Annotated in this window: 16 protein-coding genes; 10 read left to right on the forward strand and 6 right to left on the reverse strand. The window is 73.7% G+C overall.

The genetic code is table 11. The features are described from left to right. The first annotated feature begins 108 nt into the window (after window positions 1-108). The 6 genes from ACZ5DC_RS13860 (at window position 109) to ACZ5DC_RS13885 (ending at window position 7,542) form a co-directional block, all read left to right on the forward strand. Window positions 109-903: a class II aldolase/adducin family protein gene (locus ACZ5DC_RS13860; RefSeq protein ID WP_468652397.1), complete on the forward strand. Its 795-nt coding sequence runs from the start codon at window positions 109-111 to the stop codon at window positions 901-903. A 250-nt stretch (window positions 904-1,153) separates the two neighbouring features. Beyond that, window positions 1,154-2,434 (forward strand): hypothetical protein, encoded by a 1,281-nt coding sequence (locus ACZ5DC_RS13865; protein ID WP_468652399.1) that lies wholly within the window; start codon window positions 1,154-1,156, stop codon window positions 2,432-2,434. Window positions 2,435-2,589: 155 nt separating this feature from the next. Then, complete coding sequence (locus ACZ5DC_RS13870; RefSeq protein ID WP_468652401.1) at window positions 2,590-5,598, forward strand: CHAT domain-containing protein; 3,009 nt, start codon at window positions 2,590-2,592, stop codon at window positions 5,596-5,598. A gap of 11 nt (window positions 5,599-5,609) precedes the next feature. Further along, complete coding sequence (locus ACZ5DC_RS13875; RefSeq protein ID WP_468652403.1) at window positions 5,610-5,975, forward strand: hypothetical protein; 366 nt, start codon at window positions 5,610-5,612, stop codon at window positions 5,973-5,975. Window positions 5,976-5,978: 3 nt separating this feature from the next. Further along, window positions 5,979-6,887, forward strand: coding sequence for a hypothetical protein (locus ACZ5DC_RS13880; RefSeq protein WP_468652405.1), 909 nt, complete (start codon window positions 5,979-5,981; stop codon window positions 6,885-6,887). Window positions 6,888-7,014: 127 nt separating this feature from the next. Next, entirely contained in the window at window positions 7,015-7,542 is a 528-nt protein-coding gene (locus tag ACZ5DC_RS13885; RefSeq protein ID WP_468652407.1) for a DoxX family protein, read from the forward strand. Here the strand turns inward: ACZ5DC_RS13885 and ACZ5DC_RS13890 are convergent. Both ACZ5DC_RS13890 and ACZ5DC_RS13895 read right to left on the reverse strand, forming a co-directional pair. Next, entirely contained in the window at window positions 7,533-7,748 is a 216-nt protein-coding gene (locus ACZ5DC_RS13890) for a hypothetical protein (RefSeq protein ID WP_468652409.1), read from the reverse strand. The genes ACZ5DC_RS13885 and ACZ5DC_RS13890 overlap by 10 nt on opposite strands. Next, window positions 7,735-9,177, reverse strand: coding sequence for a PspC domain-containing protein (locus ACZ5DC_RS13895; RefSeq protein WP_468652411.1), 1,443 nt, complete (start codon window positions 9,175-9,177; stop codon window positions 7,735-7,737). Before ACZ5DC_RS13895 ends, ACZ5DC_RS13890 begins: the two co-directional genes overlap by 14 nt. A 220-nt stretch (window positions 9,178-9,397) precedes the next feature. Between ACZ5DC_RS13895 and ACZ5DC_RS13900 the strand changes: the two genes are divergently transcribed. Together ACZ5DC_RS13900 and ACZ5DC_RS13905 are read left to right on the forward strand one after the other, a co-directional pair. Further along, complete coding sequence (locus ACZ5DC_RS13900; RefSeq protein ID WP_468652413.1) at window positions 9,398-10,687, forward strand: ATP-binding protein; 1,290 nt, start codon at window positions 9,398-9,400, stop codon at window positions 10,685-10,687. Further along, window positions 10,684-11,427: a LuxR C-terminal-related transcriptional regulator gene (locus ACZ5DC_RS13905; RefSeq protein WP_468652415.1), complete on the forward strand. Its 744-nt coding sequence runs from the start codon at window positions 10,684-10,686 to the stop codon at window positions 11,425-11,427. The genes ACZ5DC_RS13900 and ACZ5DC_RS13905 overlap by 4 nt, the downstream gene beginning before the upstream one ends. A gap of 42 nt (window positions 11,428-11,469) precedes the next feature. Here the strand turns inward: ACZ5DC_RS13905 and ACZ5DC_RS13910 are convergent, their stop codons facing one another. Next, window positions 11,470-12,531 carry a C40 family peptidase gene (locus tag ACZ5DC_RS13910; RefSeq protein WP_468652801.1) on the reverse strand — a complete coding sequence of 354 codons (1,062 nt, stop codon included), beginning with the start codon at window positions 12,529-12,531 and terminating at the stop codon, window positions 11,470-11,472. Between the two features lie 550 nt (window positions 12,532-13,081). Between ACZ5DC_RS13910 and ACZ5DC_RS13915 the strand changes: the two genes are divergently transcribed. Next, a complete protein-coding gene (locus ACZ5DC_RS13915; protein WP_468652417.1) occupies window positions 13,082-13,435 on the forward strand; it encodes a hypothetical protein in 354 nt (117 codons plus the stop codon). A gap of 120 nt (window positions 13,436-13,555) precedes the next feature. Here the strand turns inward: ACZ5DC_RS13915 and ACZ5DC_RS13920 are convergent, their stop codons facing one another. Beyond that, the gene (locus tag ACZ5DC_RS13920; protein WP_468652419.1) at window positions 13,556-15,016 is read right to left on the reverse strand and encodes a C40 family peptidase; all 1,461 of its coding nucleotides are present in this window, start codon (window positions 15,014-15,016) and stop codon (window positions 13,556-13,558) included. Between the two features lie 481 nt (window positions 15,017-15,497). Here ACZ5DC_RS13920 and pcrA point away from each other — a divergent pair, with 481 nt between their 5' ends. Then, a complete protein-coding gene (gene pcrA / locus ACZ5DC_RS13925; RefSeq protein ID WP_468652421.1) occupies window positions 15,498-18,014 on the forward strand; it encodes a DNA helicase PcrA in 2,517 nt (838 codons plus the stop codon). Between the two features lie 58 nt (window positions 18,015-18,072). Here the strand turns inward: pcrA and ACZ5DC_RS13930 are convergent, their stop codons facing one another. Together ACZ5DC_RS13930 and ACZ5DC_RS13935 are read right to left on the reverse strand one after the other, a co-directional pair. Continuing rightward, window positions 18,073-19,542, reverse strand: a complete 1,470-nt coding sequence (locus ACZ5DC_RS13930; RefSeq protein ID WP_468652423.1) for a M23 family metallopeptidase — start codon at window positions 19,540-19,542, stop codon at window positions 18,073-18,075. 269 nt (window positions 19,543-19,811) lie between these two features. Further along, window positions 19,812-20,663 (reverse strand): esterase/lipase family protein, encoded by an 852-nt coding sequence (locus ACZ5DC_RS13935; protein WP_468652425.1) that lies wholly within the window; start codon window positions 20,661-20,663, stop codon window positions 19,812-19,814. Window positions 20,664-20,669 lie beyond the last annotated feature (6 nt).

Consider the following 20,669-nt stretch of genomic DNA (forward strand, 5'->3'; position numbering starts at 1 on the left):
ACATCTCCTGTCGGGTTTGCGCGGCATCTTCACAGCACGGCTCTGCCCTTTCGCGCCGGCCGACGGTACCTTCCGGCCCGTTACCGCAATCCCCGTACGGGAGGATCCATGCACGGGCCCACCCCGCCCCTGCCGTTGCCCACCGACCGGCTGCAGTTCGCCATGCCGCCGATGCACGGCTCGGCCGAGGACGAGCGCCGGCACCGCAAGGAGCGGCTCGCGGGCGCCCTGCGGATCTTCGGGCGGGCCGGCTTCGAGGACGGGGTGTCGGGACACATCACGGCCCGGGACCCCGAGTTCTCCGACTGCTTCTGGGTCAACCCCTTCGGGATGCCGTTCCGGCACGTCACCGTCGGCGATCTCGTCCTCGTCAACAAGGAGGGGCAGGTCGTCGAGGGCCGCTACCACGTCAACCAGGCCGCGTTCACCGTGCACGCCCAGGTGCACGCCGCCCGCCCCGACGTCGTCGCCGTCGCGCACTGCCACTCCGTGCACGGCCGCGCCCTCGCCGCCCTCGGTGACCTGATCGACCCCATCACCCAGGAGAGCTGCGCTTTCTACGAGGACCTCGCCCTGTACGACACCTACACCGGCGTCACCGTGGACGCCGAGGAGGGCCGCCGGATCGCCGCCGCGCTCGGCTCCCGCAAGGCCCTGGTGCTGCGCAACCACGGGCTGCTCACCGTCGGCGACTCGGTCGACGCGGCGGCCTGGTGGTTCCTGTCCCTGGACCGGTCCTGCCAGGTGCAGCTGCTGGCCAGGGCGGCGGGCCGCCCGGTGCTCATCGACCACGAACTCGCCGTCGCCACCCGCGAACAGCTCGGCGGCGACCTCGTGGCCTGGATCAACTACCAGCCCCTGTGGCAGGACATCAGCCGCAGCGAACCGGACCTGCTCGGCTGACGCACCGGGCCGCCCGCCGACCCGCCGGATCCGCCCGGCCGACGTACCGGAGCGGTGCGCTCCGCGGGCGATCCGCCGCCGGGTCAACACGGCGGTACCGGCTTCACCCCCGGTGACCCGGCCCCGGCGCGCCACAGGGCCCGGCGTAGGGCACAATTCGCTTCCGACACAGGGGAGTTGCCCGGCCGTCGTGCCCGCCACGGGTGCCGCCGGCCGGATCGGCAGGTCACGGGGAAGGCGGGCGTCGGGCGTGGCGGTGCAGGAGGCGAGAGGGCACACGGACGCCGACGGCGTCCACCAGGGCGGTTGCACCTGCGGGGACTGCCCGCACGGCGCCCGGGAGGGACACCGGCGGGCCGTCGCCGCGTTCCTGCGCCGGCGCGACGAGTTCGCCGCCGGCCGGGGACTGCCGGCGGCCGTGGCCCACTCGGCCTCCGCGTCCCGCCAGTGGGTCTCCGAGGAGCTGACCGAGCGGGCCGAGGCCGTCGCCGAACGGAGCCGGGCCGAGGGCGCGGCCCGGCTCGCCCGGCTGTGGCTGCGGACGGTGTACGCGGTCTGGGGCGCGCTCACCGCGCTGCTGCTGGCCGAGGCGCTCACCGCGGTCGGCGCGGGCTGGACCGGCGCCCGCACCGCGGCCCTGCTCGCCGCGCTCGTCGTCGCCGCCGTACTCACCGCCGCCTGCTTCCTGCACCGCGCGCGCGGCGGGGCGCTCGCACCGGTGATCGGCGAGGACAACCGCCTCTCCACCTCCCGTACCGTCGCCGCCTGCTGGGTCCTGTTCGTCGCGTACGCCGTCCTGCTGCTCGCCGCCCGCCTGGCCGCCGCCTCCGACCACGCCGGACGCGACGCGCTGCTCTCCGGCCTCGGCCTGGCGCGCGGCGCGGGCATGGTCACCGTCCTCGCCGTGGTCTGCGGCGTCGCCGTCCTGGTCCGCCGGGTGGTGGGCCTGCGCATCCTCGCCCAACGGCTGCAGAAGGTGCCCGCCCACCGTCCGCGCGCCGCCGACCTGCTCACCGACGACTCCGGCCGGGGCGCGTTCACCGACATCCAGTACGTCGCCATCAGCGCAGTCGCCCTGCTGTTCGCCGCCGTACGACTGGCCCGCCGCCCCGACCAGCTGCCCGACCTGCCCTGGGGCCTGGGCGTGATCGTGCTGATCTCGGCCGCGACCTACCTGGCCGGCAAGTACGCCGAGGGCGGCCGGCCGGTCATCCTCTCGGTGGTCCGCGCCCGCGAACCCGGCGACCTCGACGGCCCGATCCGCACCGGCGACGACATCGAGATCCGCGGCAGCGGCTTCGTCCCGCCCGGCGCCCAGGACGCCGACCGGCTCTCCCGCACGGTCGTCCGCATCGGCGCCGTCGACGTGCACGTCCCCCTCGTCCCGGTCACGGGCGGCTTCCGCAATCCCACGGACACCGTCCTGACCGTGCCCGTACCGGCCGAGGTGGAGCCCGGCGCGGTGGAGGTGCAGGTGGTGACCGCGGCCGGCGTGGCGACCAACCGGTGCGTCGTCCAGGTGACGGAGTGAACGCCCCGGCACAGACCGAATTTCATACGATCGCCCGACTCCTGCCGTGATCCTCGCTACAGTTACCGCCAACCGCGGCCGGCGACACGGACGCGGTGGGGGGTACGGGGATGCGGGAGCCGAGCGCGCGGATACGGGATGCCATCCATGCGGCGATGGCCGAGCCGGACACGCTGAGGCTGTGGTCGTTCGTCGAGCCGGAGGCGGTGCTCTCGTCGGAGACCCACCGCAACATCGCCCGCGGCGTGTACGAGCACCGCGACCGGCTCACCCCGGCGCACGCCGCCGCGGACCCGGACGTCCTCGACGCCGTCTACCTGGCGGGCACCTACTACCTGGAACGGCTCCAGCACCTGCCCGAAGGCCAGGTCTGGGACCATCACGCGTACACCCTCCTCCTGCGGATCGTGCACGCGGTCCGGCCCGCCTCGGTACCGCAGCCGCTGCGCGACGGCTTCGCCGAACATCCGCCCGGGGACGTGCCGGCGTACGAGACCGTGCACGCCGTCGGCAGGGCGCTGCTCGCCGCCGGCACCGGCGCGAGGGACCCGGAGGCGGTCCTGGTGGCCGGAGCGCTCCTGGGGCACGCCTTCACGGAGGCCCGCGGCCGGGAGTCCGGGCCGCACATCGCCTTCGGCTTCGCCATCGGCCTTCAGGCGATGGCCGACCTCGGCGTCGGACCCGAGGACGCCAGGGCGCGCGGGATCACCCTCATGCGCCAGGCCCTCGCCGAGCTGCCCGCCGACGACCAGTTCCGTGACGCGATGCTGGCCGAACTCGCGTCGGCACTGGCCAAGGCACCGCCTCAGCGGCCGGCCGAGGGCAGCCCCGCGGCCGAGGTGGGCGCCTACATGCGGGACGGCGGCCTGGAACGCCTCGACGACGCCGTCGACCGGCTGCGCACCGCCCTGGCCACGTCCGCGACCGCGGAACCGGAGCGCAGCCTGCGCCGCGCCGAGCTGGGACAAGTCCTGCGGATGCGGTTCGAGACGACGGGTGAACTGACGGACCTCGACGCCTCGGTCACCGAGCTGCGGGCCGCGCTCGCCGGCGGGGCACTGGACGCCGAGCGCCGCGCGTCGGTCGCCTCCTTCTTGGGTCTGGCGCACCTCGACCGGTACGTCCACACCCAGGACCCCGCCGACCTGGAGGCGGCCACCAGCGCCGTCCGGGACGGCTGCGACCCCGCCGTGGCCGCCTCCCCGGCCCACCCCCAGCGGCTGACCAACCTGGCCGCCGTCCTCACCGCGCGCTACGACCTGTACGAACGGCAGGCCGACCTCGACGAGGCCGTCGAGCACCTCGCCTTCGCCGTGGCCGCCACACCACCGGCCCAGCACGACCACCCGGTGATGGCGGTCAAGCTGGCCGTCGCACTGGGCAGACGCGGCACCCACCGGCGAGAGGCCGAGGACCTGCGCCGGGCCGAGGCGATCCTGCGCCAGGTCGCGGACGGCTCCCCGGGCGCCGGCCCCATCCGGCAGCTCGCGCGCATGGAGCTGGCCGAGCTGCTCGCGGACCGGGGCGCGCTCTTCGGCGACGACCGGGCCATCGCCGAGGCCGTCGAGCAGTACGGCGCCACCGCCCTCACGCCCACCGAGGACATCCGCACCCGGCTGCGCTCCGCCTACGCCTGGGGCGTCCACGCGGCCAGTCTCGGCGCCCTGGACCTCGCCCGGGAGGGCTTCCGCGTGGCGCTCACCGAGCTGCTGCCCAAGCTGACCGGTCCGGCGCTGGGCCGGGAGTCGCAGGAGACCAGGCTGCGCGAGGTGTCCTCGCTGGCCACCGTCGCCGCGACCGCCTCCGTCATGGCCGGGCGGCCCCAGGAGGCACTCGTCCGGCTGGAACAGGGGCGCGGTGTCCTGCTGGCCCAGGCCCTGCGGCTGCGCGGCCGGCACGACGACCTCGCCGCCGTCTCGCGCCCACTCGCCGAACGGTTCGAGCGGGTCTGCGCCGAGCTGGTCGCGCGTCAGCGCGGACCCGAGGAACGCAAGGCGGCAGCCGCCGAGTACGACCAGGTGGTCAGGGACATCCGCGCCCTGGAGGACTGGGAGGACTTCCAGCGGCCGCTCGGCTGGGACCGCTTGAGCGAGGCCGCGGCGGACGGTCCCGTCGCCGTGATCAACGTGTCCGCGTGGGACTGTTCCGTGCTGCTCGTGACCCGGCCGCCCGGTGGACCCGGCCGTGTGGACAGGCTGCCGCTCGACGTCACCGAGGACGAGATCGGCCGGCGCGCCGAGGTCTTCCGCACCGCCGTGACCCGGCTCGGCGGGGCGACGGGCCGCGAGCGACTGCGGGCCGACAAGGAGCTGAAGGACACGCTGCGCTGGCTCGGGACCCGCATCGTGCGTCCCGTCCTCGCCCACCTGGACCTGGCCGGACCGCCGGAGCCCGGCGCGTCCCCGCCACGCCTGTGGTGGTGCCCGACCGGGGTGCTGTCCCTCCTCCCGCTGCACGCCGCGGTGCTGGAGGACGGCCCCGACGGGCCCGTCCACACCCACGACCGGGTCGTCTCCTCGTTCACCCCGACCCTGGGCGCCCTGCTGCACGCACGCTCCCTGCCGGTCACCGGCGAGGAGCCCGCCTCCCTCCTGGCCGTGGCCGTGGACGCCCGCGGCGCGCACCCCCCGCTGGCCGCCCTGGACGACGAACTGGCCGCCATCGGCGCGGCGCCGGGCCGCCGGGACGTGCTGCGCGGCACCGAGGCCACGCCACGGGCGGTGCTGGCCGCACTGCGCGGACACACCCACGCCCACCTGGCCTGCCACGGCGTACGGGACCCCGGGGACCCCGCGCGCAGCCGGCTGCTCCTGCACGGCGGGGAACTCACCCTGCGCGAACTGGCGGGGGAGCGGCTGACGGACGCCCGGTTCGCCTACCTCTCCGCCTGCCACAGCGCCGCACCCGGCGAGGAACTGGCCGACGAGGTCATCTCCGTGGCCTCCGCCTTCCAGCTCTGCGGCTACCGGCAGGTGATCGGCAGCCTGTGGACCGTCGACGACCGGATGGGCCCCCTGCTCGCCCGAGAGGTGTACCGCCATCTCGCCGCCCCCGGCACCCCGCCCGCCGCGGTCGCCCTGCACCGGGCCATCGGCGTGCTGCGCGCACACCCCCGCTACCGCGATCCGCTGTTCTGGGGCTCGGTCATTCACCACGGACTGTGAGGAGCTGCCCGGTGGACGACGAACGCACACTCCGCGCCGGCTTCTGCGCGGCGCTCGAATGGCTGCCCGAGGAGCAGGAGGGAGCCGCCCTCCGCGCCGCCGTGCGGTCCGTGCTCGACGGTACGGCCACCGTGCGGCAGGCGATCGACGCCCTGGGCGTGCCCGAACACGTCCTGACCGGCCCGGACGGCGCGGTACGCGGATGGGAACCGGGTGACTCCCTCCTCCCCGGTGCCGTGCCCCGCGCCGGCGGTGAGGTCTACCGCTGCCCCGAGGGCTGGTGCGCTCTGAACGAGCCCCGCCGGCCGAGCGGCACCATCCCGGCCGGCGGACGCTGCTGGCTGCACGACAGACCGCTGCGCGTCGTGGAGGCATGACCGGTGGCCCCGGTCCTCGACGGACTCGGCGAGAAGCTGGCCGAGAAGTGGCTGACCGCGCTGGCGGCCCCCGGCCTGCTGTTCGTGGGGGCCACCGCCACCGCCGCCGTCCTCGGCCACGCCCACGCCCTCGACTGGTCGCTGCTGCGAAGGCGGCTCGGCCACTGGGCGACGACAGCGGGGCACTGGCCCACCGGCGAGCAACTCGTCGCCGCGGCGGCCCTCGTCCTCGCCGCCGTGGCCGTCGCGACGCTGGTACGGACGTGCGGCGACGGCGCCGTACGGATCTGGACCGGAGACTGGGCCGGCCCGCTCCGGCAGCCGGCCCACCGGCTGACCGCCCGCCGTGCGCGGCACTGGGACGATCTCCGGGAAGACATCGACCGGCTGCGCGCCGCCCGTCCGGCCCGCGACCGGACGGCGGAAGCCCGCCAGGAGATCGACGCGCTGACCGCCCGCCGCGACCGCATCGCGCTCGCGCGGCCGACGCGCCCCACCTGCACCGGCGACCGGCTCGCGGCCACCGTCGTCCGCCTGGACACCCAGTACGGCATCGACCTCGCCGCCTGCTGGCCCCGGCTGTGGATGGTGCTGCCGGACGACGTGCGGACCGAGCTGCGCACCCTGCGGACCCGCTTCGACACCGCCGTCATGGGCTCCGTCTGGGCCGTCTGCTATGCCGTGCTGGGGTGCTTCTGGTGGCCGGCCGCCGTGGCCGCCGTCGTGACGGGGCTCCTGGCGCGGCAGCGGGTGCCGCGGGCGGCGGCGGCACTCGCCGAGCACGTGGAGTCCGCGGTCGACGTCCACCTGCGACGACTGGCGGAGGAGATCGGGCTCACCGGACTGACCGACGGGCCGCCCGACCGCCGCCTGGGTCTCGCCCTGAACCGCATCGCCCGCAAGGCCGCGTGAGGCACCCCCTGTTCACGCCGACACCCGAAATCCGGAAAATCGTTCAGGAAAGGATTGAACGGGCTCCCTTCGTCATACGTATGGTCACGTGAGGGGTGCTACGGAGGGCGAGAGGCGGCGGGCGGCGATGACTCACGGGATGCGGACGGACATGCACACCACCCGGCTGGACGGCCACCGCACCTGGCGGGAGACCGCCGGCCACTACGCCCTGCTGCCCCTGCGGATCTTCCTGGGCGTCACCTTCGTCTACGCCGGTCTGGACAAGCTCACCGACAGCGCGTTCCTGAAGTCCGGCGGCACCGGCTCCATCGGCGACACCATGCGCTCGGCCCGCGACTCCGCCGCCATTCCGGCCCTGGTCGACCTTGCCCTGAAGAGCCCGGTCGGCTTCGGCTACGCCATGGCCCTCGGTGAACTGGCCGTCGGCATCGGCGTCCTGATCGGCCTGTTCGGCCGGCTGGCCGCACTCGGCGGCGCGCTGATCTCCCTCAGCCTCTGGCTGACGGTGAGCTGGGCGACCACCCCCTACTACTACGGCAACGACCTCGCCTATCTGATGGCCTGGCTCCCCCTGGTCCTCGCCGGCACCCCCTACCTCTCCCTCGACGCCGCCTGGCGGGCCCGCCGCCGAAGGACCGGCGGCTACCGCTGACCGCCCTCGGCGCCGCCCCGTCTGCGTATCCCCCGGGTCAGCGCCGCCGTGACGCCGGCCAGGCAGAGCCCGCCCACGACCAGCGGGACGACCGCGAACCACGGTGTCTCCCACAGACCGCCCGCGTCCCCCGCGAAGGCCACGGCGGTGGCGGTCAGGAACAGCCCGGTGACCAGCTTTCCCGGCTGGAACTCATGACGCAGCACGGCTGACCTCCACCTGTCCCACTCCGACGCCGAGCGTCAGATCCAGCGTGCCGCCCTTCCCGGAGCCCTTGGCGGGCGCCAGCGTCACCTCCTGGTGTCTGCCGGGCCGCACGTCCACGTCCTTTCCGCTGTCCCCGGGCAGCCGGATGTCGCCCACCCCCACGTCGACGCTCAGCCGCACCGCCGCATCCGCCGGCACGATCACCTTCAGCTGTCCCGCGCCCACCCGGGCGTCCGTCGCGACCGTCTGCCCGCCGGCCGGGTGCACCCGGGTCAGGTCCAGGGTGCCCCGCCCGGTGCCGAGGTCGTACCCGGACCGCACCTGGGCCGCCGCCACCGGCTTCCACGACGTCTCCCGCCAGTGGGTGGTGATGTCCCGGGGCAGTGCCGACGCCCCCGCGAGCAGCCCCGCCGTGACCAGCGCCAGGAACACCGTGCCGGCCCCGGTGCGGCCCAGGAACGCGCTGAGCGCGATGCCCAGCCCGAACACCGCGAGCGCGCACGCCAGTCCGGTCTGCAGGCTGGTGCCCAGCGGGTGCGTGTCCCAGCTGAGCCTCGTGCCCAGGCCGCCCGCCAGCAGGGCGAGCAGGAACACCCAGCCGCCGATCCAGCGTGGGCCGCGCGGTCTCGGGGGAGCGGCGCGCGGCGTCCGTATCGCCCCGGGGTGTGTCCAGGGATCGGGTACGCCGACGTCCACGACCGAGGTCAGATCACGCTCGCGGGCGTCGCCCGGCCCCCACAGATAGCCGGTGCCGCCGACATGGGTGCCGTCCTTGACGATCGGGTCCCGCCACCAGGAGGGGTAGGTGGTGACGACCGGCGGCGCCTGGGCCTCCGGCGGCGCGTCAGCCGCGGCCTGCGCGGCCAGGGGGTCGGGGTCGGGAGCGCCGCGGCGCCGCGACCAGTACCCGGCGCCGGCGAGCAGCAACGAGAGCACCGTCGCGAACGCCAGGACCCCGCCGTTCCTCAGCATCGTCAGGAAGACCCCGCAGCCGACCAGGGCGAACAGCACGGCGGCCAGCGCCTGGCCGTCCACCCGGCCCGTGAGGAGCTTGCGCAGCTCGTTCTCCTCCTCGTCCTCGTAGGGCACCAGGAGCCAGGCAAAGCCGTAGAAGATGAGGCCGAGACCACCGGTCGCGGAGAGCACGGCCAACGTGATCCGGAAGATGACGGGGTCCATGTCGGTCTGCCGGCCGAGTCCCGCGCACACGCCCGCGATCATCTTGTGCCGGCGGTCGCGCCGGAACCGGTCTGGCACCTCGGCGCCCTCCTTCCGTTCCGGCTCGTGCGTGGGGGAGTGCGGGCCGGCGCCGGCCGCTCCCGTCTCGTCCGTCGCGGCGGGCGCGGCATCCGTCGGCCCGGTGCCCGGGGCCGGGCGCGGGCCGGGGCCGGGTCCCGGACCCGTCGCGGCGTGCTCGTGATCCGTCATGCGTCCATGGTGACGGCCCGGCCGCCGCGACGGCAGTCGGGACGACCCTGGGCCAACCCTGAAATCGGCCCTGAGACGGGATGGGGAAGCGTTCGAGCGGCACCGGGCGCCGCGCGACACCCGCCGGACCGCCCGCCCGGACGCCTCCGACGGAAGATCAGGGGCGTCTCGGGGGCCGACCCTGATGCTCCCTCTCGCCGCTCGTGTGACCATCATTGGCATGCCGGAAGCCGCAAGCCTGCCACTCGACGACCCGCGGCCCCCGCGCAAGCTCTACCGCAGCAGCGACGGACGCTGGCTCGGCGGAGTGGCGCGGGGCCTCGCCGGGCACCTCGGGCTGCCCGTCGTGTGGGTGCGGCTCGTCTTCGTCGGCCTGTTCATGGCCGACGGACTCGGAGCGCTGCTGTACGCCGCGTTCTGGTTCTTCGTGCCGCTCGGCATCGGCGGCGTCGGCGACCAGAAGCCGTCGCTGGTGGGCACGGCGACCTCGCCGGACGGCCGCCGCAAACTGGTGGCCCGCAAGCCGGACCGGGGACAGATCGTCGCGCTGCTCCTCATGGTCATCGTGTCCGTGGTCTTCGTCGGCAGCGTGAACCTGGGCAGCGCCACCAAGGCGTACCTGGTGCCCGCCGTGCTCGTCGCCGCCGGTGTCGCCCTGGTCTGGCGCCAGGCGGACAACGCCCGCCGGGCCCGCTGGGCCGAGGCCGGCCGCCGGCGCCGCACCCTCACCCTGCTCCGCGCGGCCGGCGGCGTCCTGCTCGTCACGGCCGGTGTCACCGCCATCTTCGTCCTCCAGGGCTCGACCGCCCACCTCGGCGCCGTCCTCCAGGCCGCGCTCGCCGTCCTCGTCGGCATCACCCTGCTCGCCGGCCCCTACCTGGTCCGCATGACCCAGGACCTGTCCGAGGAGCGGCTGATGCGCATCCGTGCCCAGGAACGCGCCGAAGTCGCCGCCCACGTCCACGACTCCGTGCTGCACACCCTCACCCTGATCCAGCGCAACGCCGACAACGCGGGCGAGGTGCGCCGCCTCGCCCGCGCCCAGGAGCGCGACCTGCGGACCTGGCTCTACAAGCCGGAGGGCACCGGCAAGGACGAGGCCGACGAACCGGACACGGTCGCCGAGGCCGTGCGCCGCAACGCAGCCGAGGTGGAGGACAAGCACGGGGTGCCCATCGAGGTCGTGATAGTCGGCGACTGCCCGCTCGACGAGAAGACCGGTGCGCAGATGCAGGCCGCGCGCGAAGCGATGGTGAACGCCGCCAAGTACGGTGGCGAGGGCGGTGCCGTACAGGTCTACGCCGAAGTCGAGGGAAAGACGGTCTTCGTGTCCGTGCGGGACCGCGGCCCCGGCTTCGACCTCGACGCGATACCCGCCGACCGCATGGGTGTCAGAGAATCGATCATCGGCCGCATGGAGCGCTACGGCGGCACGGCCCGGCTGCGGGCGGTGCCGGACGGCGGCACCGAGGTCGAGCTGGAGATGGAGAGGGCGGAGAAGACGTCATGAGCGACGCGACCGAGGGGAACGGCACGGCGGGGGCGGCGGAGCCGGCCGAGACCGACCGGACCGGCGGCGGCGCGGGCGGACGGCACGTGCGGGTGGTGCTGGTGGACGACCACCGCATGTTCCGTACCGGCGTCCAGGCCGAGATCGGCCAGACCGCCGAGACCGGGGTCGAGGTGGTCGGCGAGGCCGCGGACGTCGACCAGGCGGTCGCGGTCATCACCGCCACCCGGCCCGAGGTGGTCCTGCTCGACGTCCACCTGCCGGGCGGCGGCGGGGTCGAAGTGCTGCGCCGGTGCGCCGCGTTGATGGCGGACGCCGAGCGGCCGGTCCGCTTCCTCGCGCTGTCCGTGTCGGACGCGGCGGAGGACGTGATCGGGGTGATCCGCGGCGGCGCCCGCGGCTATGTCACCAAGACCATCACCGGCACCGACCTGGTCGACTCGATCTTCCGCGTCCAGGAGGGCGACGCCGTCTTCTCCCCGCGGCTGGCCGGGTTCGTCCTGGACGCCTTCGCCTCCACCGACGCCCCTCCGGTGGACGAGGACCTGGACCGCCTCACCCAGCGGGAACGCGAGGTGCTGCGCCTGATCGCCCGGGGCTACGCCTACAAGGAGATCGCCAAGCAGCTGTTCATCTCCGTGAAGACGGTCGAGTCCCACGTCTCGGCGGTTTTGCGCAAGCTCCAGTTGTCCAACCGGCACGAACTGACCCGCTGGGCGACCGCGCGCCGGCTGGTCTGACCCCCTGCGGGCCCGCCCCCGGGGCAGCCGCGCGGCTGCCCCTCACTCCACCCTTGTCGCTCCCGCGAACGGCATCTGGTCGATCGGGGCGAGACGGACCGGTGCCGACGGGTTGGGGGCGTGGATCATCTGGCCGCCGCCCACATAGATGCCGACGTGGCTGATCCCTGAGTAGAAGAACACCAGGTCACCCGGCCGGAGTTCGGAGCGGGAGACTCGCCGGCCCGCGCTGATCTGGGCGTAGGTGGTGCGGGGCAGGGAGATGCCGGCGGAGCGGTAGGCGGCCTGCACCAGACCGGAGCAGTCGAAGGCGTTCGGTCCGGTGGCGCCCCACACATAGGGGCTGCCGAGCTTGCTGTAGGCGTAGGCGAGGGCCGCCGCCGCGTGGGAGGCAGGGGCGGCGGACCCGGGCCGTTCCAGCGGCTGCCGCGCGCCGGTGCCCGACCGGGAGACACGGGCGCCCGTGCCGCCGGCACCGGTGACCTCGGCCCGCTGCGGCGGAGTCAGCCGTGCCAGCAGCCGCCGGGCCTCGTCCAGCTTGCCGGTGACGGTCCTCTTCTGCCGTCTCAGCTCTGCCTGCCGCGACCGCAGCGACCTCACCTCGACGCGCGCGGCGCCGCGCAACCGCTCGATCTCCCGCAGTTGTTGACGCACCCGGGAGACGGCGGCGGCCTGCCGGTCACCGGCCCGCTCCGCGAACGCGGCACCGTCCAGATACCGGTCGGGGTCGCTGGAGAGGGCCAGTTGCCAGGCCGGGTCGATGCCACCGTCCCGGTACTGCGCCGCGGCGATCGAGCCCAGCGCCTCCCGCGCCGAGTTGAGCCGCGTCTGCTTGCGGGCGGTCTCGTCCTGCAGCGCGCTCAGCCGCCGCTGGCGGGCGTCCGCCTCCTCCTTCGCCCCGTCGTACTTCTCGGTGGCGGCCTCGGCCTCCCGGTACAGCGTCTCCACCCTGGCCTTCACCTGCGCCGGCGTCGGCTGCGGTTCGGCGTGCCCCGTCCCGTCGAAGGCGGTCGCGGTGGCCGCGCCCGCCAGGGCGAGCGTGGCGGCCGTCCGGGCCGTATGACCGCTGAGCGGGCGTTGGGGGCGCTTGCGGTGCGCTGCCACCTGGACCGTCACGTCCTTCCGTACGACTCACACGACCGAGCGGTCGGTACGCCCCGCGGCGGCCCGCACAGGGAGCGGGCCGCCGCCGGGCCTCTTCCGGCGGTGGTGGCCGACTGCCGCCCCTGGTCCGGGCGGCGGTGGGGAGCCGGTCACCTGGGGGAGGACGCTAGGCCGGACGGTGACGAGAAGGTAACGCGGTGTACGGAACTGGTTCGCATGGACCGGGACGTGACCGTATGTGACCGTGCGGGCTCGCTGGAGCCGTCGCCTTAACGGAGCGTGCTGACCGAAGAGCGGAAAGAGGGACTGCCGGTGGCTGTGAGGTGCTATGGGGCGCATATATGCGAGACCGCACGGGCCGGGCCGCCGGATCGCCGGGCTCGCGGGAGGGCGTGGTGACGGAAGGTCGCCGGGGGCCGTGACAGAGGGTCGCCGGGGGCGGTGACGGGGGCGCCGGGACGGTCATGGAGGGTCGTCGGCTCAGGAAGGGGGCTTGAGGAGGGGGTCCGGTGGGTGGTGGGCCGGAGGGGGCTGGTTAGGCTCCGGCTCCATGGACGTACTCATCCATCTCTTCGTCGGCCTGCACATCATCGGCATCGCCGCGCTGCTCGGCGGTTTCCTCACCCAGATGAAGGCGATGGGCCAGGGCACGGCCCGGTTCGTGCCCGGGATGCTGCACGGCGCGCTGACCATGCTGGTCACCGGCGTGGCCCTGGTCGGCCTCAACCAGGCCGACGACCACCACGTCAACACCATCAAGATCGGCGTGAAGCTCGCCCTGCTGATCGTGATCCTCGGCCTGGTCTACGTGAAGCGCGACGAGGAGCGGATCGACAAGGGCCTCTTCGGGCTGGTCGGCCTGCTGACCACGGCCAACATCTTCATCGCCGTCCTGTGGACCTGATCATCGTCCTGTGGGCTCGACCGACGTCCTGGAGACCTGATCGTCGTCCTCTGGGCTCGATCGCCGTTCCCGTGGGCTTGATCGCGGTTCCCCGGACATGAACCTCGGCGCGCTTCTGAGTCAGCCCGGCCGCACCACGCTGTGGACGGCCGCCTCGATGCCGGAGACCGGTTCCTCGAGGACGTACGCGCCCGGCCTGGGGGCGTGGATCATCATGCCGTCGCCTGTGCAGAGTCCGACGTGGCCGGCGTCGTCACCGAAGAAGACGAGGTCTCCGGGGCGGGCGTCGGCCGGTGCGACCGGGGTGCCGACGCCGGCCTGCTCGCGCGCGGTACGCGGGAGGGTGACGCCGGCGGACTTCCAGGCGGCCTGCGTGAGCCCCGCGCAGTCGTAGGAGCCGGGGCCCGCGGCGCCCCACACGCACGGCTTCCCGACCTGGGCACGGGCGAAGGCGATGGCCTTCCTGGCCTTGGTGGCGTAGGTGCCGGGCGCTGCGGCGGCGGCTGCGGCCTGGGTGGCTGCCGGCGCGACGGTGGCAGCCGTGACCGGGGAAGCCGTGGCCGTGGAGGCGGAGGCGGAGGCGGTGGCGGGCGTTCCGGTGGTCCGTGTCGTTCGCTGGGACAGCAGCACGCGCGCGTGGGCGAGCTTTTTCTGGACGGTCGCCTTGGCCGCCCTCGGGCCGCTCACGGCCACCTCCGCCCGGCGGTCCGCCGTGCTTCCGAGGGGTGCGGGAACGGCCGTGTGCCCAACCGGACCGGCGACGGCGGTGTCCCCGGCGGGCGGCGGCGTCACGCCCGTACCCCGGACACCGATCGTGCCGCGCTGGGCCGGGACCGTACCGCGCTGGGCCGGGATCATGGCCCGCTGGGGCGGCACAGTGCCGTCCTGCGCGGGAATCACGGGCTGCCCGGTCGGAACGGTGCCGCCCTGAGCCGGAATCACGGCCTGCGCGGTGGGGAGGGCCCTGTCCTGGCCGGGGTTCACGGCCCGCTGTACGGCGCGGCCCCGGCGCTGGGCACGGCGGGCGACCTCGTCCCGGAGCCGCTGGAGGTTGTCGGCGGTCCGTCGTGCGGCCGCGGCCGGCTCGACCAGCTCGCCGCCCTCGGCCCGCTGGGACCACCCGGCCCGTGCGGCCCGCCCGGAGCCCCGTCCGGTCCGCCTGGTTTCCTGATCGGCACTTCCGGTACCGGGCTCGGTCCACCCGGTCCCTTGTCCGGCCCACCCGGCCGCCCGGTAGGCGCCTCCGGCCCCGGCGTCGGCGTCCCTGTCCCCACGATCGGCCCGCCCGGCGTCCCGCGCGGCCCGTCCGGCGTCCCGGTCGGCCCGCCCGGCCCGCCAGCCGCCCCGGCCCCCGTCGCCTGCCGCGACCGGCGTCTCCGCCGCCGATTCCGCTCGGCGGTAGAAGTCCTCGATCTTGCGTGCGATCTCCTCCTGGCTCGGCCGGCCCGGGGCGGGCGAGGGTGCGGCCCCGGCCGTCTGGGAGAGCACGGCCACGGAGGTGAGGGCGGCGGTGGCGAGGGCGGGTGTGCGGGCGCCCTCTCCCTGGGTTCCGCCGGGGCGCGTCTTGCGGTGCGACGCCAAGGGAGGCGACTCCTTCCGTACTGCCGCCTGCCGGGGTCAGCGGTGGGGGTACCCCAGGTCTTCCCTCGGGGGAAGGGTTCGGGCGGGTGCTCGGAAGGGTCGCCCTACGGCGTCGTCCCGGGCGGGAGTCGGCCGATTCACCCCAGGATCGTGGGTCCCCGGCTCCGGGCACCGTGCGGGGGCGCGCCGGATTCGGCGGTGGCCGCGCGGCCCGGCGAGGTTCGCCGGAGGGGGGTCGTGCGGCCTGACGGAAACCTAGCCAACTCGTGTGTCTTCTGTGAAGGTTGGTGTGCGCTTTGTCCGATACATTTCCGTGACCTTTGCCCTGGAGGCGCAAAGGTTCACGCGCGTGTGACCAGGCGCTTCCGATGCGTGAGCGACCGGCGTACCCGGTCCTCGCGAGGACCGACCCGCGCCGGGAGCCGTCATCTTCCGGGGACCGCGACCGGTTGTCGGTGCAGCGCCCTAGACTCGTAGAGCGATGAGCAGCCTCTTTGACGACAGCTTCCTGGCGGACCTCCAGACCCCTCGTGGGCACGAGGAGGAACCTCCGCCGCCGCCCGAGGACGATCATGCCCCGGAGCCGCTTCCGGACGATCTGTTCGGCGGGAAGTTCGACGTGCCTCCGGACCGATGGGGGTCCCCCCGCGCGAGCGAAGGCGAGAGCGGGGGAGGCTACTACCGCGACGGCGCCCCGCGCCCCGTCCTGGACGCGGCGGCACTGCTGGAGGGGCTGAACGAGAACCAGCGCGCCGCGGTCGTGCACGCCGGCTCCCCGCTGCTCATCGTCGCCGGTGCCGGCTCGGGCAAGACCCGCGTGCTGACCCACCGCATCGCCTACCTGCTCGCCGAGCGGAACGTCCACCCGGGCCAGATCCTCGCGATCACCTTCACCAACAAGGCCGCGGGCGAGATGAAGGAACGCGTCGAGCAGCTCGTCGGCCCGCGCGCCAACGCGATGTGGGTGATGACCTTCCACAGCGCGTGCGTGCGCATCCTGCGGCGCGAGAGCAAGAAGCTCGGCTTCACCTCGTCGTTCTCGATCTACGACGCCGCCGACAGCAAGCGCCTGATGGCGCTGGTCTGCCGCGACCTGGAGCTCGACCCCAAGCGCTTCCCGCCGAAGTCCTTCAGCGCCAAGATCAGCAACCTGAAGAACGAGCTGATCGACGAGGAGGACTTCGCCGCCCAGGCCACCGACGGCTTCGAGAAGACCCTGGCGCAGGCCTACGCCCTGTACCAGTCGCGGCTGCGCGAGGCGAACGCGCTGGACTTCGACGACCTGATCATGACGACGGTCAACCTGCTGCGCGCCTTCCCCGACGTCGCCGAGCACTACCGCCGCCGCTTCCGGCACGTCCTGGTGGACGAGTACCAGGACACCAACCACGCCCAGTACGCGCTCGTGCGGGAGCTCGTCGGTACCGGGGAGCACGACGAGGACACCCCGCCCGGCGAGCACGACGTCCCGCCCGCCGAACTCTGCGTCGTGGGCGACGCGGACCAGTCGATCTACGCCTTCCGGGGTGCGACGATCCGCAACATCCTCCAGTTCGAGGAGGACTACCCGGACGCGACGACGATCCTGCTGGAGCAGAACTACCGCTCCACGCAGACCATCCTGTCCGCCGCCAACGCGGTCATCGAGCGCAACGAGTCCCGCCGCCCGAAGAACCTGTGGACCAACGCCGGGCAGGGCGCCCGGATCGTCGGCTACGTCGCCGACACCGAGCACGACGAGGCCCAGTTCGTCGCCGAGGAGATAGACCGCCTGGTCGACGCGGGCCACGCGCGCGCGGGAGACGTCGCCGTCTTCTACCGCACCAACGCCCAGTCCCGTGTCTTCGAGGAGATCTTCATCCGCGTCGGCCTGCCCTACAAGGTCGTCGGCGGAGTCCGCTTCTACGAGCGCAAGGAGGTCCGGGACGTCCTCGCCTACCTGCGGGTCCTCGCCAACCCCGAGGACGCGGTGCCGCTGCGCCGCATCCTCAACGTGCCCAAGCGGGGCATCGGCGAGCGCGCGGAGGCGATGGTCGACGCCCTCGCCCAGCGCGAGAAGATCAGCTTCCCGCAGGCCCTGAAGCGCGTGGACGAGGCGTACGGCATGGCCGCGCGCTCCACCAACGCGGTCAAGCGGTTCAACACGCTGATGGAGGACCTGCGGACGATCGTCGAGTCCGGCGCCGGACCGGCCACGGTGCTGGAAGCCGTCCTCGAACGCACCGGCTACCTGGCCGAGTTGCAGGCTTCCACCGACCCGCAGGACGAGACCCGGATCGAGAACCTCCAGGAACTCGCGGCCGTGGCCATGGAGTTCGAGCAGGAGCGGGGCGAGGGTGAGCAGGGGACCCTGGCCGACTTCCTGGAGCAGGTCGCCCTGGTCGCCGACTCCGACCAGATCCCGGACGAGGAGGACGGCGACGGCGTCATCACGCTGATGACCCTGCACACCGCCAAGGGCCTGGAGTTCCCGGTCGTGTTCCTGACCGGCATGGAGGACGGCGTCTTCCCGCACATGCGCGCCCTCGGCGAGACCAAGGAGCTGGAGGAGGAGCGGCGCCTGGCGTACGTCGGCATCACGCGCGCGCGGGAGCGGCTCTACCTCACGCGGTCGGCGTTGCGCAGCGCCTGGGGCCAGCCGTCGTACAACCCGCCCTCCCGCTTCCTGGAGGAGATCCCGCCCGCCCATGTGGAGTGGAAGCGGACCGGCGCGGCGGCGCCCGTGGCCTCCGGACCGGCGTCCGGGATCGCCGCCTCGCTGTCCTCGACCCGTTCGCGCTCCTCGGCGTCGGGCGCGTCCGGGTTCGCCACGCGGCGCACGTCGGAGAAGCCGGTGGTCGCGCTGACCGTGGGGGACCGGGTCACCCACGACCAGTTCGGGCTCGGCACGGTCGTCGCCGTGAAGGGGACGGGCTCGAACGCGGAGGCGACGATCGACTTCGGCGACGCCAAGCCGAAGCGACTGCTGCTGCGGTACGCGCCGGTGGAGAAGCTGTAGCAGGCAGAGCAAGCCGGGAAAGCCGGAAGGGCCCCGCTGAAGAGCGGGGCCCTGGTGTCTACGTGGGATCCAGCCCGTGGCTGCGCAGCCACGGCAGCGGGTCTATGGCCGCCCCGCCCGCCGGCCGTACCTCGAAGTGCAGGTGCGGACCGGTGGAGTTGCCGGAGTTGCCGGAGTGGCCGATCGGCTGGCCGGCCTTGACGGTCGTCCCGGAGGCGACGCTGTAGCTGGAGAGGTGGCAGTACCAGGTCTCCGTGCCGTCCTTCGCCGTCACGATCATCATGTTGCCGTAGGCGCTGTTCCACTTGGTGGTGACGGTGCCGTCGGTGGCGGCCATGACCGTCGTGCCGTAGGAGACCGGGAAGTCGATGCCGGTGTGCACCGACATCCAGTTGATGCCCGCCTGGCCGAAGTAGGCGCTGAGTCCGTGCTGCGTGACCGGCAGCGCGAACTTGGGCCGCAGCCGCTCCTTGAGCGCGGCCTCCGCGGCAGCCTTCTTCTTCTCCAGCTCCTGCTGCGCCTTGAGGTCGATCCGCTCCTGGGTGCGGCTCGCCCGGTCGGCGAAGTCGTCGGCGCCCGCGGAGAGCGTCTTGAGCTGGCTGTCCAGTTTGCTGTTGGCGACGGACGGCTTGACCGGCTGCGCGTCCGAGGCGGTGGTGGCGGTGTCCTTGGAGTCGTCGGTCAGCGCGCCGACCGAGGCGACGGCGATCCCGGCCACCCCCATCACACAGGCCGACGGCACGGCGACGGTCAGCAGCGCGGAGCGCTTGGCGGGCGTACGGCGCCGGGAGCGCGCCCCGCCGCGCGAGCCGGCGCGGGTCGCGGGCGCCGGGGCGACCTCTTCCTGTCCGTCCAGCAGATCGGTCACGGCCGGCAGTTCGCCGGTGGAGTCCGACTCGCCGTCGGCGGCGTGCTGTTCGTCGAAGTCGGCGTCCTCGTACGGTGCCTGCTCGAAGGTCGCGGTGGCCTGCTGATCGAACGGTTCGCCACCCGGCTCGGACTGCGCCGGCACGCTCTGTTCCGCGGAGTTCCACTGCGTGGCGTCGTACGCGCCCGTGTCGAAGGTCTGGGTGCCCCACTCCCACTGCTGGGCGGGGTCGGTGCCGCCGGACGAGTCCGGCTGCGACCAGGCGCCGGCGTCCCACTGGCCGCTGACGTCGTTCCCGGTGGGCTGCCCGGGGACGGCCCAGGCGGTGCTGTCGTAGACACCGGAGTCATAGGCGGCGTACTGCTGCGCCGCGTACGGGTCGTAGGCCGGGGTCTGGGCGGTGCCGGTCTGCCAGTGCGTGGTGTCGTACGCGCCGGTGGCCTGCTCGCCGCCGCCCGGGAGGCTGCCGAAGAGCGGGTCGGTGTGGAAGCCCGTGGTGCTCCCGGGGTCACCTGCGAAATGGGTGGCGTCGTAACCGCCGTACGTGGTGAGGTCGTCGTAGGGGGCTTCTTGTGCCCCATACGGCGCGTAGTGCGCGGTGGAGGCGTCGGAAGCCGGGGCCGGGGTGGTCATGGTCCCCGACGGGTGACGGTCGTTCACCAACTTCTCTTTCGCCTCGACAACAGGGGCTGCCAGAGCAGTGCGGCGACTGTACCCGGCGGTACCTGGGCGCGACAATCTTCGGCCTGTTTCGCGTGGGCCGGAAACGGGCATTCGGCCGTGTTTCGGGGTTCCAGGACCCGACCTTGGCTTTGCGTTCGAAGAATGTTCGATGTCGAGTGGCGAAGTGAGGGCTGTGCGTCGGCGATGCGCCGGCTGTGCGCGGGCTCTGCGGGGGCTCTGCGCTCCGGCCGTAACCGGGACCGGGCTCAGGCCACTGTCAGGCCGTCGGCGGCCCGGTCCCCGGAGTCCGGGGTGTCCAGGGCCTCGCGTATCCCGGCCGCCACGGCGGGGTGCACGGGCAGGGCGAGGTGGCCGATGCCGGTCACCCGGACGTTCTGCGCGTCCAGGTCCGGGTGCTCGAGGCAGGCCGTCTCCAGCGGGTCCATCAGCGAGTCCAGGTCGCTCCAGAAGCTCACGAAGCGGGTCCGGCAGCCGGGGGCGGGCCGCGCCAGCTCCTCGATCACCGCGGAGCCCGGCCGCATCTGCCGCACGATCGGGTGCGCGTCCGCCAGCGGCGCCACCCGGGTCCCCGAGTGCGGGGTGCCGAGGGTGACCAGCGTGCGTACCCGCAGGTCACCACCCAGGCACTGGGTGTAGTAGCGCGCTATCAGGCCCCCGAGGCTGTGCCCGACGATATCGACCCGGGCACTGCCGGTGCGCTCGCAGATCTCCTCGATGTGCCGGCCGAGCAGCTCGGCCGCGATGCGGATGTCGCAGGTCAGCGGCGAGTAGTTGAGTGATTCCACCCGGTGCCTGCCGTGCTGGGCGAGGGTGCGGCGGAGCAGGACGAACACCGAACGGTTGTCGATGAAGCCGTGCAGCAGGACGACAGGTGGCGCGGGGCGGACCGGCAGCCGCGCGGTGCCGTCCGGGGCGGGCAGGGCGCCGGAGCGCCGCTCCTGGATCAGGCCGGTCGGGTACAGCAGGAGGTGACCCGCGAGGATCGCCGCCTCCAGGGCCGTCGCCCGCAGCAGCGTCATGGACAGTCCGGCGAGTCTGCCGGGCCACATACGGCGGCAGAGCGGGAGGAAGAGCGGCAAAACCCCGGTGACCTTCATGGGCAC

It is taken from the genome of Streptomyces sp. NPDC031445, assembly GCF_055581365.1.